Here is a 14,682-nt window from a genome sequence, read left to right as displayed (position 1 = left end):
CAATTGTCTGAAGTAAATCCTGCCTAGGCCGCCGATCGCTGAATCGCCGCACGGCTCACTGCTGCGAACTTGCACAAGGTGTTTTCGATGATCTGGCGCGGGATGCCGCGCACGATGAAGACCAGCCGCGAGCGCCGGTCCGCCGACGGCCAACCCTGCAACGTGATCGGCGGATGGAACACATGCTGCACGCCATGCACCACAATCGGCGTATCGGGTTGTTCGGCGACGTGCACGATCGCTTTGAAGCGCAGCAGGTCCTCGCCTTTGAGCGCCGCGACATAGTCAAGCCAGCGCGCAAACGCGTCGCGCTGGATCGGCTCGTCGATGATCAGGCTGTATGAGGAGACATCAGTGTCATGCGCATGATGGCTGTGATGACCACAATCCCCGCCGTCGCAATCGTGATCCGCGTGATGGTGCGGCGCGTTCGTCGCCTGCGACGCCAGATCGAACCAGCGCACGACATCGGCGGAGCGGGCCGACGGATCGAACAGCCCGGCATCGAGAACCTTCGCGGGATCGACCATCCCGTTCCGCACGTTCGCGCGCGTCGCGACCGGATTGATCGCCGCGAACCGCGCATCGAGCCGCGCCAGCGCATCTTCGCTGGCAAGGTCGGTCTTGGTCACGAGCAGCCGGTCGGCGACCGCGATCTGCCTGACGGCCTCAACGTGCGCCTCGAGGGTATGTACGCCGTTGACGGCATCGACGGTCGCGACCACGCCATCGATTCGATAGCGAGCGACGACATCGGGCGCCGTCATCAGCGTGTGCAGCACCGGAACGGGATCGGCGAGCCCGGTGGTCTCGACCAGCACGCGGTGGAACAGCGGGATCGTGCCTGCGGCGCGGCGGGCGGCGAGATCGGCCAGCGTCTCGATCAGGTCCTCGCGCACCGAGCAGCAGATGCAGCCATTGTCGAGCAGCGCGAGACGATCCTCGCTGCTCTCGACCAAGAGATGATCCAGCGCCACCTCGCCGAACTCGTTGATGATGGCGACGACACCATTGAGCTCCGGCTGGCGCAGCAGATGGTTCAGCACGGTGGTCTTGCCGCTGCCGAGGAAGCCGGTCAGCACCGTGACCGGGATCTGATCCGCCGTGCCCATCACGCGCCCCGCTCATAGACCCTGCGACCTTCGAAGAAGGTCATCTCGACCCGCGTGTCCGCGAGCTGGTCCGGCGGGATGTCGAAGATCATCTGGTCGAGCACGATCAGGTCGGCCGATTTGCCCACCTCGATCGAGCCGATCGATTGGCCGAGGCCGGCCGCACGCGCGGCATCGATGGTGTAGATGTCGATCACGGTGGCGAGATCGAGCGCCTGCTCGGCCCACAGCGACTTCCCGGGAAAATCGCCGGTGGGATTTTGCCGGGTCACCATGCCCTCAATGCCCTGCCAGGGATCGGGAATCGGGATCACCGGCCAGTCCGAGCCGCCGGCCATCAACGCGCCCGCCGCCTTCAGGTCCTTGTTCGGCCAGAAGCGCTGCGCGCGCTCCTCGCCCATCGCGGCCTTGTGTGCCTCAAGGAAGACGGTCGGATACCAGATGATCGGCGACAGATCGGCCGCAACCCCAAGCTCGGCGAAGCGCTTGATGTCGTCGGGCGCGATGTAGCTCGCGTGCGCGATCTGGTGGACCAGATGGGTCGCCCCGTTGAAGCTGCGCACGACATCGATCGCGTCGAGCGCCTGCGTCACCGCGGCATCGCCCGCGCAATGGATCTTCGCGGCAAGGCCGAGCCTCTCGCAGCGCCCGAGCCAGCGGATCAGGTCCGGCACGGTCAGCATGGTCGATCCGCGGAAGCAGCAGCCGCGCACGGGATCGGCGAGATAAGGTTCGTGGAACGCGGCAGTCTTGGCGCCGGGAACGCCGTCGAGGAACACCTTCACATAGTCCGGCTTCACATGTGCACCGCGATACTGCTCGCGCAGCGCAAACAGCTCCTCGCCGGCCTTGCCGAACATGAAGCCCGGCTCGACCACCGGCATCGCGCAGACCGCCCAGGCGGAGAGTTCGCCGCGGTCGTCGAGCCCCTTCAGCGCCGCCATGATCGGCTGCATGCTGGCGGCGTCGATGAAGGCGGTGACGCCGTAGGCGTTCAGCACCGAGATCGAACGCGCCACCGCCGCACGGTCCATCTCGGCCGTGTAGTGACCGGAGGCCGCGAGCGCCCGCTCGACCAGGCCCGAGGCGGCCTCGATCATGATCCCGGTCAGCGTCCCGGTCTTGAGGTCGCGGCCGATCTCGCCGTCGGTCGGATCGGCGGTATCGGCCTGCACGCCAGCCAGCCGCAGCGCCGCTGAGCTCGCCCAGCGATTGTGATAGGTGTCGTCGCGCAGCACGACGGGATGCCCGAGGCACGCCGCGTCCAGCAGCGCGCAGGACTCCGTGGTGTTCATCTCGTTCAGGAGATTGTTGCCGAACTGCCCGCCGACGATCCAGGCGCCCGGCGCGGCCGTGGACGCCGCCTTGTGCAGGGTCTCGGCGATCCTTGGCACGCTGTCGGCGTTGGAGAAGCGCAGCTCGTAGAGATCGGCCTGCCCGCCCATCATGATGTGATTGTGGATGTCGACGATCCCCGGCATCGCCATGCGTCCACCGAGATGGACGGTCTCGGTCCCCTCGCCGATCAGCGCGGCGACGTCGCGCTCGTCACCGACGGCGACGAACCGGCCCGCCTTGACCGCCGCGCATGTGGCCCACGGTAGCTCCCGGTTCGACGTGTAGATCCGGCCGTTGCGGAAGACCGTGTCGGCGAATGTCCTGTTCATACGGAGCAACTTCTCGATTGGGAAAGTCCGGAGCGATCAGCCTTCGCCATGCGGTGCACAGGTCGGAACCACGCACGGCGCCGGCATGATGGCAAAGGTTCGGCATGTCGGCGTTTGGAACAATCCACCATCCGGTGGATGCTGCGGCCCGACGGATTCAGCAGGCAGAAACGGGCAGCCGTCGGGGAGCCGCGCGATCGACGCAGCTCCCTTTCTCTCCGTCTCGCGCGGTACGCCGGCGCGTGCGCTACTTGATGAACATCGGGCGTTTGGGCGGCGTCGCCGGCTCGTCCGGCGCCCACAGCCGGAAGCTCAGATTGGCGAACACCGAGTAGCCCTTGGTGATCGACGCGGTATCGAATCCGGGCGGGCCCGCAGTGCCGCCGGAGGCGTTGGAGGAGAACTCATGCGTCGCCCAAACCGTCAGCGCAGCCGGCCCGAAATTGTAGCCGACCAGGCCGCCGCCGGCCCAGATGTTGTACCGGTTGACGTTGATCGCGCCGTTGTAGAACGCGCTCGACGTATCGCCGGTCACCTGTCCTGCGTAGTAGGCGATCGGCCCGAAGGTCCAGTTGCCGATGGTCTTGGCAGCGGTGAACTCGGCGTGGAAGACGTCGCCGGAGCGATAGCCCGTGATCGAGTTCTTGGTGTTGATCTCATGGTACAGATTGGCCGTGAGATTCCAGCCGTCCTTCAGGTAGGACACGACCAGTTCGGGCTGGAACGTCCACCAGGGATTGCCGACATTGTTCAGGCCGGACGGACCGCTGATCGACCCGTTCGGCACATACATGCCGAGGCCGGTCTTGACGAAGAACCCGCTGTCGCCGAGCTTCCAACTCAACTCCCCCGGCACGATGAAGGTGTTGTGCATGCCGGCCTGCTGGACGTTAACCGGTCCGCCGACATCGGCCATGATCCAGGGCTGCACGATCACCGCGTCATACGTCGCGCCGAGGAAGGTCCAGCCCGGCACCCACAGCAGACCGGATGCTTCGACGGCGGCGTGGACCGGCGTCGACGCACCACCGACGTTGGGCGCACCCGGGCCGACAATGTTCGCCTGATAGGTGAAGACCTGATTGAAGCTGTAAAGGCCGGGCGGCGGCGTGCCGGCCGTGCCTCCGCCGAGCGTGATGCCCGGCTTCTGCGCCCAGCCGGGAGAACCGAACTCATACGCATTGGCCGATGTTGCGCCCGCACTCGCCACGATCAGCGCGGCAACGGCAATCTTTCGATGTGCTGTCATGTAGCCCCCTTGTCCCCACCGCGCTGCGCTGCATTGCGATCGACGATCGATCGTGCAGGCTCCGCGCGGAGCGGGCGAAATCTAGAAAGGGGGTTTCAACCGGCGTTATCCGGAATCGGCAGAAGCAACCGCCGTGCAGTGAATATTCCTAGCGTGAGGCGGATGCGACACGCTGCACGGTGTGCGAGGGCAGCTCGCCGAACAGCTGCCGATAATTTTCGGTGAAGCGGCTCCAGTGCCAGAAGCCCCACCGCGCCGCGACGTCGCCGATCGAGACCGGCTGGCCGGTCGCGGCAAGCGCACGGAGCTCGCGGCGCACCGCGTTCAGCCGCAGCGTGCGCAGATATTGCAACGGCGTCAGCCCGAGCGCGTCCTGAAAGCATCCCTGCAGCGTCCTGCGGCTGACGCCGACATGACGGCAGAGTTCGGCGATGCGCGGCGGATCCTCGACCCGCTCGAACACATATTCGCGGATGCGATCGACAGTCTGCTTTTGTGCGGTGCAGCCGCGAACGTCGGTCCAGTGGTTCTCCGACAAGACGTAGGCCAACGCATCGACGACGGTGTCCTGAAGCGAACGGCGCACGTGCTCGAACCCGAGCGCCGGTCCCAGCCGCTCGCCCTGATCGCAAAGCCTGCGAAGGCCATGCTGAAGGCCGACGAGGCCAGGTCCGCTGAAGAAATGCTGCTGCCCACGAAGGCCCGCGATGAAGTCGGCGGCCCGGCTCTCGCCGAGCGCATCGAGGCATGAAAACAGCCGATCGCGCGCGACCGCAACCGACACGACGTCGACCCGCGTCGACGTCAGCAACGGCAGCAGGTTGGCACCGTCGCTCAGCAAGAGCTGCGGAAACTCCAGCGGACGGCCGTTGTAATATCCGGGATTGGACATCGCGAGCGGCAGGCTGAAGACGAGTGCATCCGGCCAGGCAGAGCCTTGCTTGAGCAGGGCCTGCGTCGTCGTCTCCCGGACGATCTCCAGACCGCGAAGGCGGATCATCACCAAGCGTCCGGCAAACCTTCCCGACGACACCTGGTCCATTCGCATGTTCCAGCCGCTGATGCGACCGGCATAGTCGTTCGCATCGACCGACTCGACGATCGACACGCCGGCCATGTCGGCCGCGGCGCGCTTGTCGCTCATGATGCACTCCCCCAGCATCCAGCTTGGTGAGCGCGCAGCGCGGTAACAATCAACCGTTAGAACGATACCGTCGAGGTAACCTGGTTTGTCCCTAGAAACCGAGCGCGAGCCCGTCCTTGCGATGGTCGGAGGCGCCGAGCAGAACGCCGCGCGCATGGTCGATGCGGATCGCCTGGCAGCCGCCGATCGGCTCCTCGGAGAAACGGGCATCGTGGCCGCGGGCGCGCAGCTCGTCGCGGATATCAGGTGATATCGTCGTCTCCAGCGACAACGCGTCGTCGAAGGCAAAGGAGCGCGGCGCCTCGGCCGCCGACTGAATGTCCATTTTCAGATCGAAGATGTTCGACAGCAGATTGGCGTGGCCGGCGGCCTGGTAGTGCCCGCCCATCACCCCGAACGACATCACGGTCTTGCCGTCCTTGCGCAGCAGGCCCGGAATGATGGTGTGCATCGGGCGCTTGCGCGGCCCGAGCGAATTGAGGTGTCCGGGCCTGGCGCGGAAGCTCCAACCACGGTTGTGCAGCAGGATGCCGGACTTCGGCGCGTAGATGCCGCTGCCGAACGGATAGAACAGCGAATTGATCAGCGAGACGGCGTTGAGATCGCGGTCGACTACCGTGACATAGACGGTGTCGCGATGCTCGATATCGTCCCAGATCGCGGACGCGGAGGCGCGGCTCATGTCGATCTTGCTGCGGATCCTCCCGATATAGTCTTCGGCAAGGAATGCGGCCGGATCGACCTTGCTCGTCGAGGGATCGCAGAAGAAGGCATCGCGCGCGCGGTAGGCCGCCTTGGTCGCTTCGGCCAGCAGATGGATCCGATCGGCCTGCGCCAGCGTGCCGACATCGAAGCCGGCGAGTGTCCGCAGGATCATCAGCGCCGCCAGGCCCTGCCCGTTCGGCGGGCACTCGATCACGTCGTGATCATGGTAGCGCGCCGAGATCGGCTGCACGTAGTCCGAGCTCTGGGCGGCGAAATCCTCGGTGCTGTGGGCACCACCCAATCCGCGCAGGATGTCGGCCATCTCGTCGGCGGCCTCGCCTGCGTAGAACGCCTCGCGCCCGTGCTGCGCGATCCGGCGCAGGGTCCGGCCAAGCGCAGGCTGCGTGCGGATGTCGCCGACCTCGGGCGTCTTGCCCCCGGGAAGGAACTGCACCGCCGCATTGGCGTCGATCTCGATCCGGGCCCGGAAGCGGCGCCAGTCCTCCGCGACGCGCGGCGTCACGCAGAAGCCCTGCTCGGCCGCCGCGATTGCCGGCCGGAAGATCTCCTCCAGCGACCTGCTGCCGTGATCGGCGACCAGCCTGCACCATGCGTCGATGGCGCCTGGCACGGTCACAGACTCGGGCGCGGTCGGCGGAATGTCGCGCGCGCCGCTGCCGGCATATTTTTCAGTATCGGTGCCGGCGGGCGTGCGGCCCGAGCCGTTCAGCGCGATCGGCTCGCCGGCCCTCGGCGAATACAGCGCAAAGCAGTCGCCGCCGATCCCGGTCATCTGCGGCTCGACCACGCCCTGCACCGCCACCGCGGCCACCGCGGCATCGACGGCATTGCCACCGGCCTTCAACATCTCGACCGCGGCAAGCGTCGCCTGCGGGTGCGAGGTCGCGGCCATGCCCCGCTCCGCAACCGCCACCGAGCGGCCGATGGCCATGAAATCACGCATGTCGAATCCTTCAATGTTCGTGAGCGGCAGCCGCTCGCCAACATTGTCGAAAACGACACCGGTCCTTGGGGGATTCTCTGCCGGCCGCGCGGTGAGCGGCAATCCACCTAACGGTGGAGCGGGTGAACGCGCGGGCGAAGCGAATAGCGAAGCTCGGACAGATCATGTCACGAGAATGCGGATGCTTGACCCACAGGCCGTGCAAAAAACTCGGCGTCGTCCCGGCGAAGGCCGGGACCCATTACCACCGAAGGTGATGTTGCGCGACGCTGGGGCCACATCTTTCCTTACCAACACAACCCTGTGGTTATGGGTCCCGGCCTTCGCCGGGACGACGGGAGGAAAGAGCCGGCCCTCAATGCGGCCGCGACATCAGCGCGACGACGGCGGAGCGGGTCTCGACGCCGAGTTTCTCGAAGATATGGATCAGGTGAGTCTTCACCGTCGCAAGACCGATGCTCAGGCACTCGCCGATCTCGCGGTTGGTGCGGCCGCAGCACAGCAGCTCGACCACTTCCATCTCGCGCGAGGTCAGCCCGTAGCGCGCCGGCTCGTCGGCGTTCGACGACAAGCGGCTGGTCAGGTTGAATTCGAGGTAATCGTGGATCTTCTCGGCAATGTGCATGCTGCCGTCGGGAATTGCGCAGCCCGGCGCCCAGAGCACGCTCATTCCGGCCACGATGCGGTCGTTGCGGCGGAAGAAGAACTCGATCATGTCGGCGACGCCGCACTGGCCGGCGAAGGCACGGTAGGTCGCCGCCTCTTGCGATGCGCACTGGTTGAGCGCGACGCTCAGCCGGGCAATCGGCCGGTTGCTCGCGGAGCGCGGATGCAACGGATCGAGCCGGTTCATGCCGGCGAGATACTGGTCGTGGAAACTCGGCGGGACGTTGCTAGAGAGCACGAAGCGGTTGAGGGTCAGATTGCCGTCGACCTCGTAGAACGCGGTTGCCGAGCCCTCGAGAATCCCCCGTGCGAACTGAATTGCCTGTGTGGTCGCCGGATCCGGTCGGCCCAGAAGCGCGATCATGACCTACCTCCCGATGTTTCCCGATGGCGAACGTCTGCGCGTCGCATGGCCGGCACGCTGGGGCAGACGCAAGGCGTAGTCAAGCAAATTGCGGGCCAAACGCACATCCCGGAAACGGTTACGCCGGAGTAACCTGATAACCCCCTCCACCATCCGGTTGATTGCGGGCAACGCGACCGACGCGGAACTTTCGCACACCTCCCAATGTCATTGCTGGATCAAGAATGAATTCGCGTCGCATCATGGCCGCCTTCCCGTCGGCGGCCGACGAACAAGTCACGCTCGCCAACTGGCGTCAGCATCCGTTCAGCGAGTGGGCATTTCGCAACGTCCGAGAACTGCTGCCCACCGCCAACATCCCGCGCGCCTCGACGCCGGCGCCGCTATCCTTTGCGCCGCGCTATCTCGATGACGTCAGCTTCGCTGACCCGCGCGGCGAGACGATCGGCGTCGGCCAGGCCCTGCGCGCAAGCCACACCGACGGCATCGTCGTGTCGCATCGCGGACAGGTCGCCTTCGAATGGTATGCCCACGGCCTGACGCCGGACACCCCGCATCTGATCTTCTCGGTGAGCAAGTCGGTCGCCGGAACACTTGGCGGCATCCTGGCCGATCACGGCAAGCTCGATCCCGACGCGCCGGTGACGCGCTACATCCCGGAGATGGAGGGATCGGTCTATGGCGGCAGCTGCACGGTGCGCCACCTGCTCGACATGAGCGTCGGCATCCGCTTCGACGAGGACTACATGGCGCGCGACGGCGACGTCATGAACTACCGGCGCGCGACTGGCTGGGAACCACCGGACCCGACCGTGCCGCCGAGCAATCTGCGCGACTATCTGCGCACGCTGCGGCCGAATGGCACGCCGCATGGGCAGACCTTCCACTACGTCTCGACCAACACCGACGTGCTGGGCTGGGTCTATGAGCGCGCTTGCGGTGTGTCCTACGCGAAAATCCTCGCGCACTATCTGTGGCAGCCGATGGGCGCCGAGCACGACGCCTACATCGCCGTCGATTCGCGCGGTGCGGCGCGCGTTGCCGGCGGCATCTGCGCGACGCTGCGCGATCTCGCCCGTTTCGGCGAGATGATGCGCAATCACGGCATCAGCAACGGACGGCAGGTGGTGCCTGGCTGGTGGGTCGACGACATCAGGCAGAACGGCAATGCCGACGCGTGGTTGCGCGGCGACCTGACCAAGGTGTTTCCGAACGGCAATTACCGCAACAAGTGGTACACGCTGGACCGGCGCGAAACGCCGTTTGCTGCGGTCGGCATCCACGGCCAGTGGGTCTACATCGATCCGTCCAACGAGACCGTGATCGCGCGCGTCTCCTCGCAGCCGCTGCCGATGGATCTCGATCTCGACCACATGTGGATGCGCGGCTATCGCGCGATCGCGGCCAGGCTTGCTGGCAAGGCCTGACGGCTTGCGACGGGGGACATCATGGGATCATCGATCAACCGCCGCCGTATCCTGCAGATCGGCGCGGGCGCAGGCCTCGGCATTACGATGCCACGCATTGCACGCGCCAGTACAAAGGCGATCACGGCGGTCATGCATGCGCCGCTGCGCGCCACCGATCCGATCATGACGACGGCGTGGACCGCGCGTAACCACGGCTACATGATCTACGACACGCTGTTCTCGACCAACTCGAAATTCGAGATCAAGCCGCAGATGGTCGAAGCCTGGGAGGTCTCCGCCGACAGCCTGACCTATACGTTCCGCCTGCGGCCCGGCCTCAAATTCCATGACGGCAGCGCGGTGACGTCGGCCGACGTGATCCCCTCGCTGCTGCGCTGGGCCAAGCGCGATACGATGGGTCAGAAGCTGCTCGAATTCGTCGCGGAGCTGAAGGCGGTCGACGAGCGGACCTTCCGCATGGTGCTGAAGGAGCCGTGCGGCTTCGTGCTGGCAGCGCTCGGCAAGCCGACCGCCAATGTGCCCTTCATCGTGCCGGCGCGGATTGCCGCAACGCCCGCCGACCAGGCGATCACGGATCACCTCGGCTCCGGGCCGTTCCGCTTCGTGACCGCGGAATTCCAGCCAGGCGTCAAGGCCGCCTACGAGAGAAATCCGGACTATGTTTCGCGCGACGAGCCGTCTGATGGCACCGGCGGCGGCAAGGTCGTCAAGATCGGCCGCTACGAATGGATCAGCGTGCCGGACTTCCAGATCGCGACCAATGCGCTGCTGAACGACGAGATCGACTATTTCGAGGTGCCGCCGCACGACCATCATCCGATGATCGCGCGCGCCTCGAATGTCGAGCTGACCGACTACAACACGCTCGGCTTCTCCGGCATGTGCCGGATGAACTGGCTGGTGCCGCCGTTCGACCGGCCGGAGATCCGCCAGGCGGTACTGCACGCCGTGAACCAGAAGGATTGGCTCGACACCCAGATCGGCAATCCCGACTACTACAAGGTCACGCCCGCGATCTTCATCGCCGGTACGCCGTTCGAAAGCGCGGTCGGCTGGTCGACCAAGTCCGACACGGCAAAAGCCAAGGAGCTGCTCAAGCAAGGCGGCTACAAGGGCGAGCCGATCACGATCCTGCATGCGACCGACGCCCCGATCATCACCGCGCTCGGCACGGTCACGGCGGAGGCGCTGCGTTCGATCGGGATGAACGTCAACCTGCTGGCGATGGACTGGGGCTCGGTGGTGGCACGGCGCGCCAAGCAGTCGATGCCGGCCGAGGGCGGCTGGTCGCTGTACCACTCGACCTGGGCCAGCGCCGATCTCGTCAACCCGATCGGCAATGCCTGCGTCAACGGCAAGGGCAAGAACGGCGGGTTCTTCGGCTGGGTCGAGGACGCCGAGCTGGAGCGGCTGCGCGACGGCTTTGCCCGCGCCGCGGCGCGGCCGGACCAGAAGGCCCTGGCCGACAGGATCCAGGCGCGTGCCTATGAGGTGGTCACGCACGTCCCGACCGGCCAGTACAACCAGCCGGCCGCGACGCGGAAGGCGCTGAAGGACATCGTCCGCGCGCCGGTGCCGTTGTTCTGGAACGTCGACAAGACCGGCTGACGGCGCGCTAAAGCGCGATGAAATTCGGTTGAATCGTCATCGCGGTTTAGCTTGTTGTCTAAGCATGATCTTTTCGGAAAACCGCTTCGCACTTTTCCGGATCATGCGCTATTCGATCGGCGGCCGCCGCGTATGCCAGTCCGTCACCGACTGGAACGCGGCGCCGGCGCGGACCAGCACGTCTTCGGAGAGATGCGGTCCGACCAGCTGCATGCTGAGCGGCATCTGGTCCGACGCCATGCCCATCGGCAGCGTGATGGTCGGGCTGCCCGAGAAGTCGAACACCGCCGTGAAGCGCAGGATGTTCAGGAGGACGTTGGGATCGGCGCCGTACTCGCTCATCTTGGTCAGCGTCGGGATCGGCACCGGCATTGTCGGGATCAGCAAGAGATCGATATCCTCGAACATCGCGGCGAGGCTGCCTGCGAACTTCAGGCGCTCGTGATGGATCGCGGCGATGTCGACGCCGCTGGTCGCCCTGCCCTGCTCGATCAGCTGCGCGAGGTCCGGCCCATATTCCGACTTGCGCGCCGGATAGGTATCGAGGTGCGCCTCCGCCGTCTCCACCGAGCACATCGCAATCCACTGGCTGACCAGCTTCTGATAGGGCGGGAAATGCACCTCGCGGATCTCTGCGCCGAGATCGGCGAGCGTGCGCTCGGCCTGCACCAAAGCGGCGACGACCTGCCGGTCGATCCCCTCCTGGGTGTACCTGCGATCGACGCCAATCCTCAAGCCCCGGATGCTCTCGCCGACGCTGGCCAGGTAGTTCGGCACCGGTGCGCGTAAGGCAGTCGGATCGTTGACATCCGCGCCGGCGATGACGCCGAGCATTGCTCCGGCGTCGGCCGCGCTGCGGCACATCGGTCCGACGTGATCGAGCGAGTCCGCCAGCGGGAAGATGCCGTGCCGGCTGACGCGGCCCCAGGTCGGCTTGATGCCGGTCAGGCCGCAGGTCGCCGACGGAAACCTGATCGAGCCGCCGGTGTCGCTGCCGATCGAGCCGTAGCAGAGGCCCGCCGAGGTCGCGACGCCCGATCCGCTCGACGAGGAGCCGACCCAGTAGTTCACATTCCACGGATTGAGCGGGGCCTGCACGGCCGGATGGTGACTGGTATAGGCCCCGTCCGTCATCTTGAGCTTGCCGAGCGTGACCGCACCGGCGACTTCGAGCCGGTCCACGATCGTGGCATTGAAGGACGGCACGAACTTCGCATGGATCGTCGTGCCGCCGGCGGTCGGCGCAAACGTCGTATAGCAGAGGTCCTTCAGCCCGATCGGAACGCCATGCAGCGGGCCGCGCCAGATGCCCTTGGCAATCTCCGTATCGCGCTGCTTCGCCTGCGCCATGGCCCGCTCCGCAAGGACGAGCGCGTAGCCATGAAACTGCCCATCGAGCTTCGCGATCCGGCCGAGGATCGCCTCCGTGATCTCCGAGGATTTCGCCTCGCCGCGGCGAATGAGCCCGGAGATCTCGGTGATCGACTTGTAGTGCAATGGATCCGCTGACATGTCGTTGTGGCCCCGGCTAGAACTGGACGCCGCGCGTCAGGGCACCGTCCACGACGAGGTTGGTCCCCGTGATGAAGCTCGCCGCCTTGCTCGCCAGGAACACGGCGGCGTTCGCCATCTCCTGCGGCGTGCCCATACGGCCGGTCGGGTTGAGCGCCAGTGCGGTCTTGTACAGTTCGGGATTACCGTCCTTGATCATGTTCCAGACACCGCCCTCGAAATAGGTGTTGCCCGGCGACACCGAATTGGCCCGGATGCCTTTGGCCGCGAGCTGGTAAGCCAGCCCCTGCGTGTAGTGGATGATCGCGGCCTTGAACGTGCCGTAAGGGCCGCTGGCAAAATCGACCTCGCGCCCCGACACGCTGGCGATGGTCACGATCGCCGCCGCGGCGCTCTTCTCGAGATACGGCATCGCCGCATTGACGAGGCGCACCGTTCCCATCATGTCGGTGGAGAATTCCTTCTCCCAGCTCTCTTCGTCCTGCCCGATCGAGAGCGCGCTGACATTGGCGACCACAACGTCGATACCGCCGAGCTTGGACGCCATGTCGGCGACCCAGGCCTTCAGCGCCGGTCCATTGGAGACGTCGACCGCGCCACCGAACGCCGCATTGCCCTTGGTCTTGATCGCGGCAACTGCAGCGTCGACATCCACCTGGTTGCGCGCGCAGATGCCGACATTGGCACCCTCCGCTGCGAATGTGTCGGCGATCGCTCTGCCGATGCCCTTGGTGCCGCCGGTCACGAGAACCTTCGCTCCCTTGAGTCCCAGATCCATGTCCATTTCCTCCGTTGTTATCGATTGTGAAACGCGTACTTACTCACCACATGGTGTGGCCGATCAGAGCAGCAATTGCGCGCGAACACTGTCCGCGTTGACCTCCTCACCGGTCAGCGATCGCGTGATCTTGCCCTTTTCCATGATGTAGCAGCGCTGGGCGATCGCCAGGATGGTGTCGAGATTCTGCTCGACGAAGATGATCGTCGTGCCGAGCTCGGTGCGGAACGATTGCAGCGCCTCGCAGATGTGCTGCACGATCGAGGGCTGGATGCCCTCGGACGGCTCGTCGAGGATCATCAAGGAGGGATTGCCGATCAGCGCGCGGCCGATCGCAAGCTGCTGCTGCTCGCCACCCGACATGGTGCCCGCGATCTGCCGCCGACGCTCCTTCAGGCGCGGAAAATACGTGTAGACGAGCTCCGGCAGCTTCTTTCCGTCGGGGCCGCCGATCAGCTCGCCGACCTGCAAATTCTCCTCGACACTCATCTGCGGAAACACGTCGCGGCCCTGGGGGATGTAGCCGAAGCCGGCACGCGCCCGCGCATCGGCCTCGAGCTGCGTCACGTCCTGATCCATGAAGGTGATGGTGCCGCGCCAGCTCTGCAGCAGGCCGATCAGGCAGCGCATCAAGGTCGACTTGCCGACGCCATTGCGGCCGATCACGCCGACGATCTCGCCACGCGCGACCTGCATGCTGACGCCCTGCAGGATCGGCGTCGCGCCGTAGCCCGCCCAAAGTCCCGATACGTCGAGGATGCGATCAGTGGGCATGGGTTTTACCCAGATAGATTTCCGCGACCTTCTCGTCTTCCAAAATTGCCTCGAGGCTGCCGCGCGCGAAGATCTTGCCAAGATGCAGAACAGTGACGCGCTGGGCGACCTGACGCACGAACGCCATGTCGTGCTCGACGACGAGGACCGTCATGCCCTCGGCGTTGAACGACTTGATCAGTTCGCCGGTCTTGTAGGTCTCCTCCGGCGACATGCCGGCGGTCGGCTCGTCCAGCAGCAGGAGCTGCGGCTGCAACGCCAACGCCATTCCGATCTCCAGCCATTGCTGCTGGCCGTGCGACAGCGCACCGGCGAGCTTGACAGAGTCCTCCGCCAGATTGAGCAGCGCCAGCAGCCGCTCCTCCTCAGCGCGGCATTCCGCACCCGAGAGCCGCTCCTGCAGCGCTATCTGGATGTTCTGCCGCACCGGCAATTCCTTGAACACACTCGGCGCCTGCATCTTGATGCTCATGCCGCGCTGCACCCGCGCGTAGGGGCGCTCGGCGGTGATATCGACGGAGTCGAAGAAGATGCTGCCGGTGGTCGGCGGATAGAGGCCGACGATCAGCTTGAACAGCGTGCTCTTCCCGGCGCCGTTGGGCCCGATCAGGCAATGGACCTCCCCGGCATTGACCGTCAGGTCGACATCGGAGACGGCGGTCAACCCACCGAAGCGCTTGGAGACGCCCTTTACATCGACCAGCGCCAT

12 protein-coding genes are annotated in these 14,682 nt (G+C 65.5%); 2 read left to right on the top strand and 10 right to left on the bottom strand.

Features of this window, described 5'->3' with window-relative positions; translation table 11 throughout:
• Positions 1-23: 23 nt before the first annotated feature.
• From ACVIGA_RS36570 to ACVIGA_RS36545, 6 genes are all read right to left on the bottom strand, one after another.
• Positions 24-1,112, bottom strand: a complete 1,089-nt coding sequence (locus ACVIGA_RS36570; RefSeq protein WP_456669824.1) for a CobW family GTP-binding protein — start codon at positions 1,110-1,112, stop codon at positions 24-26.
• Positions 1,112-2,779 (bottom strand): amidohydrolase, encoded by a 1,668-nt coding sequence (locus ACVIGA_RS36565; protein ID WP_456669823.1) that lies wholly within the window; start codon positions 2,777-2,779, stop codon positions 1,112-1,114. The genes ACVIGA_RS36570 and ACVIGA_RS36565 overlap by 1 nt, the downstream gene beginning before the upstream one ends.
• Before the next feature lie 247 nt (positions 2,780-3,026).
• Positions 3,027-4,028: a SphA family protein gene (locus ACVIGA_RS36560; RefSeq protein WP_456669822.1), complete on the bottom strand. Its 1,002-nt coding sequence runs from the start codon at positions 4,026-4,028 to the stop codon at positions 3,027-3,029.
• A gap of 148 nt (positions 4,029-4,176) precedes the next feature.
• Complete coding sequence (locus tag ACVIGA_RS36555; protein WP_456669821.1) at positions 4,177-5,172, bottom strand: helix-turn-helix domain-containing protein; 996 nt, start codon at positions 5,170-5,172, stop codon at positions 4,177-4,179.
• 91 nt (positions 5,173-5,263) lie between these two features.
• The gene (locus ACVIGA_RS36550) at positions 5,264-6,841 is read right to left on the bottom strand and encodes a gamma-glutamyltransferase family protein (protein ID WP_456669820.1); all 1,578 of its coding nucleotides are present in this window, start codon (positions 6,839-6,841) and stop codon (positions 5,264-5,266) included.
• A 355-nt stretch (positions 6,842-7,196) separates the two neighbouring features.
• Entirely contained in the window at positions 7,197-7,871 is a 675-nt protein-coding gene (locus ACVIGA_RS36545; protein ID WP_223968711.1) for a helix-turn-helix transcriptional regulator, read from the bottom strand.
• A 224-nt stretch (positions 7,872-8,095) separates the two neighbouring features.
• On the opposite strand from ACVIGA_RS36545, the gene ACVIGA_RS36540 reads away from it, so the two are divergent.
• A complete protein-coding gene (locus ACVIGA_RS36540) occupies positions 8,096-9,298 on the top strand; it encodes a serine hydrolase domain-containing protein (RefSeq protein ID WP_456669819.1) in 1,203 nt (400 codons plus the stop codon).
• A 21-nt stretch (positions 9,299-9,319) separates the two neighbouring features.
• Positions 9,320-10,909 carry an ABC transporter substrate-binding protein gene (locus ACVIGA_RS36535; protein ID WP_456669818.1) on the top strand — a complete coding sequence of 530 codons (1,590 nt, stop codon included), beginning with the start codon at positions 9,320-9,322 and terminating at the stop codon, positions 10,907-10,909.
• A 108-nt stretch (positions 10,910-11,017) separates the two neighbouring features.
• Here the strand turns inward: ACVIGA_RS36535 and ACVIGA_RS36530 are convergent, their stop codons facing one another.
• The 4 genes from ACVIGA_RS36530 to ACVIGA_RS36515 form a co-directional block, all read right to left on the bottom strand.
• Positions 11,018-12,421 (bottom strand): amidase, encoded by a 1,404-nt coding sequence (locus tag ACVIGA_RS36530; protein ID WP_456669817.1) that lies wholly within the window; start codon positions 12,419-12,421, stop codon positions 11,018-11,020.
• 16 nt (positions 12,422-12,437) lie between these two features.
• Entirely contained in the window at positions 12,438-13,199 is a 762-nt protein-coding gene (locus tag ACVIGA_RS36525) for an SDR family NAD(P)-dependent oxidoreductase (protein ID WP_456669816.1), read from the bottom strand.
• Between the two features lie 63 nt (positions 13,200-13,262).
• A complete protein-coding gene (locus ACVIGA_RS36520; protein ID WP_456669815.1) occupies positions 13,263-13,973 on the bottom strand; it encodes an ABC transporter ATP-binding protein in 711 nt (236 codons plus the stop codon).
• Positions 13,963-14,682: an ATP-binding cassette domain-containing protein gene (locus ACVIGA_RS36515; RefSeq protein WP_456669814.1), complete on the bottom strand. Its 720-nt coding sequence runs from the start codon at positions 14,680-14,682 to the stop codon at positions 13,963-13,965. The genes ACVIGA_RS36520 and ACVIGA_RS36515 overlap by 11 nt, the downstream gene beginning before the upstream one ends.

It is taken from the genome of Bradyrhizobium sp. USDA 3240, from assembly GCF_054063295.1.
Note: the sequence above shows the minus strand (reverse complement) of the source record. Positions and strands in the feature narration are given on the sequence as shown.

What these genes read in the sequence shown, in the direction of transcription:
- ACVIGA_RS36570 (WP_456669824.1), bottom strand. Translation starts at nt 1,112, where the DNA reads ATGGGCACGGCGGATCAGATCCCGGTCACGGTGCTGACCGGCTTCCTC.
- ACVIGA_RS36565 (WP_456669823.1), bottom strand. Translation starts at nt 2,779, where the DNA reads ATGAACAGGACATTCGCCGACACGGTCTTCCGCAACGGCCGGATCTAC.
- ACVIGA_RS36560 (WP_456669822.1), bottom strand. Translation starts at nt 4,028, where the DNA reads ATGACAGCACATCGAAAGATTGCCGTTGCCGCGCTGATCGTGGCGAGT.
- ACVIGA_RS36555 (WP_456669821.1), bottom strand. Translation starts at nt 5,172, where the DNA reads ATGAGCGACAAGCGCGCCGCGGCCGACATGGCCGGCGTGTCGATCGTC.
- ACVIGA_RS36550 (WP_456669820.1), bottom strand. Translation starts at nt 6,841, where the DNA reads ATGCGTGATTTCATGGCCATCGGCCGCTCGGTGGCGGTTGCGGAGCGG.
- ACVIGA_RS36545 (WP_223968711.1), bottom strand. Translation starts at nt 7,871, where the DNA reads ATGATCGCGCTTCTGGGCCGACCGGATCCGGCGACCACACAGGCAATT.
- ACVIGA_RS36540 (WP_456669819.1), top strand. Translation starts at nt 8,096, where the DNA reads ATGAATTCGCGTCGCATCATGGCCGCCTTCCCGTCGGCGGCCGACGAA.
- ACVIGA_RS36535 (WP_456669818.1), top strand. Translation starts at nt 9,320, where the DNA reads ATGGGATCATCGATCAACCGCCGCCGTATCCTGCAGATCGGCGCGGGC.
- ACVIGA_RS36530 (WP_456669817.1), bottom strand. Translation starts at nt 12,421, where the DNA reads ATGTCAGCGGATCCATTGCACTACAAGTCGATCACCGAGATCTCCGGG.
- ACVIGA_RS36525 (WP_456669816.1), bottom strand. Translation starts at nt 13,199, where the DNA reads ATGGATCTGGGACTCAAGGGAGCGAAGGTTCTCGTGACCGGCGGCACC.
- ACVIGA_RS36520 (WP_456669815.1), bottom strand. Translation starts at nt 13,973, where the DNA reads ATGCCCACTGATCGCATCCTCGACGTATCGGGACTTTGGGCGGGCTAC.
- ACVIGA_RS36515 (WP_456669814.1), bottom strand. Translation starts at nt 14,682, where the DNA reads ATGGCGCTGGTCGATGTAAAGGGCGTCTCCAAGCGCTTCGGTGGGTTG.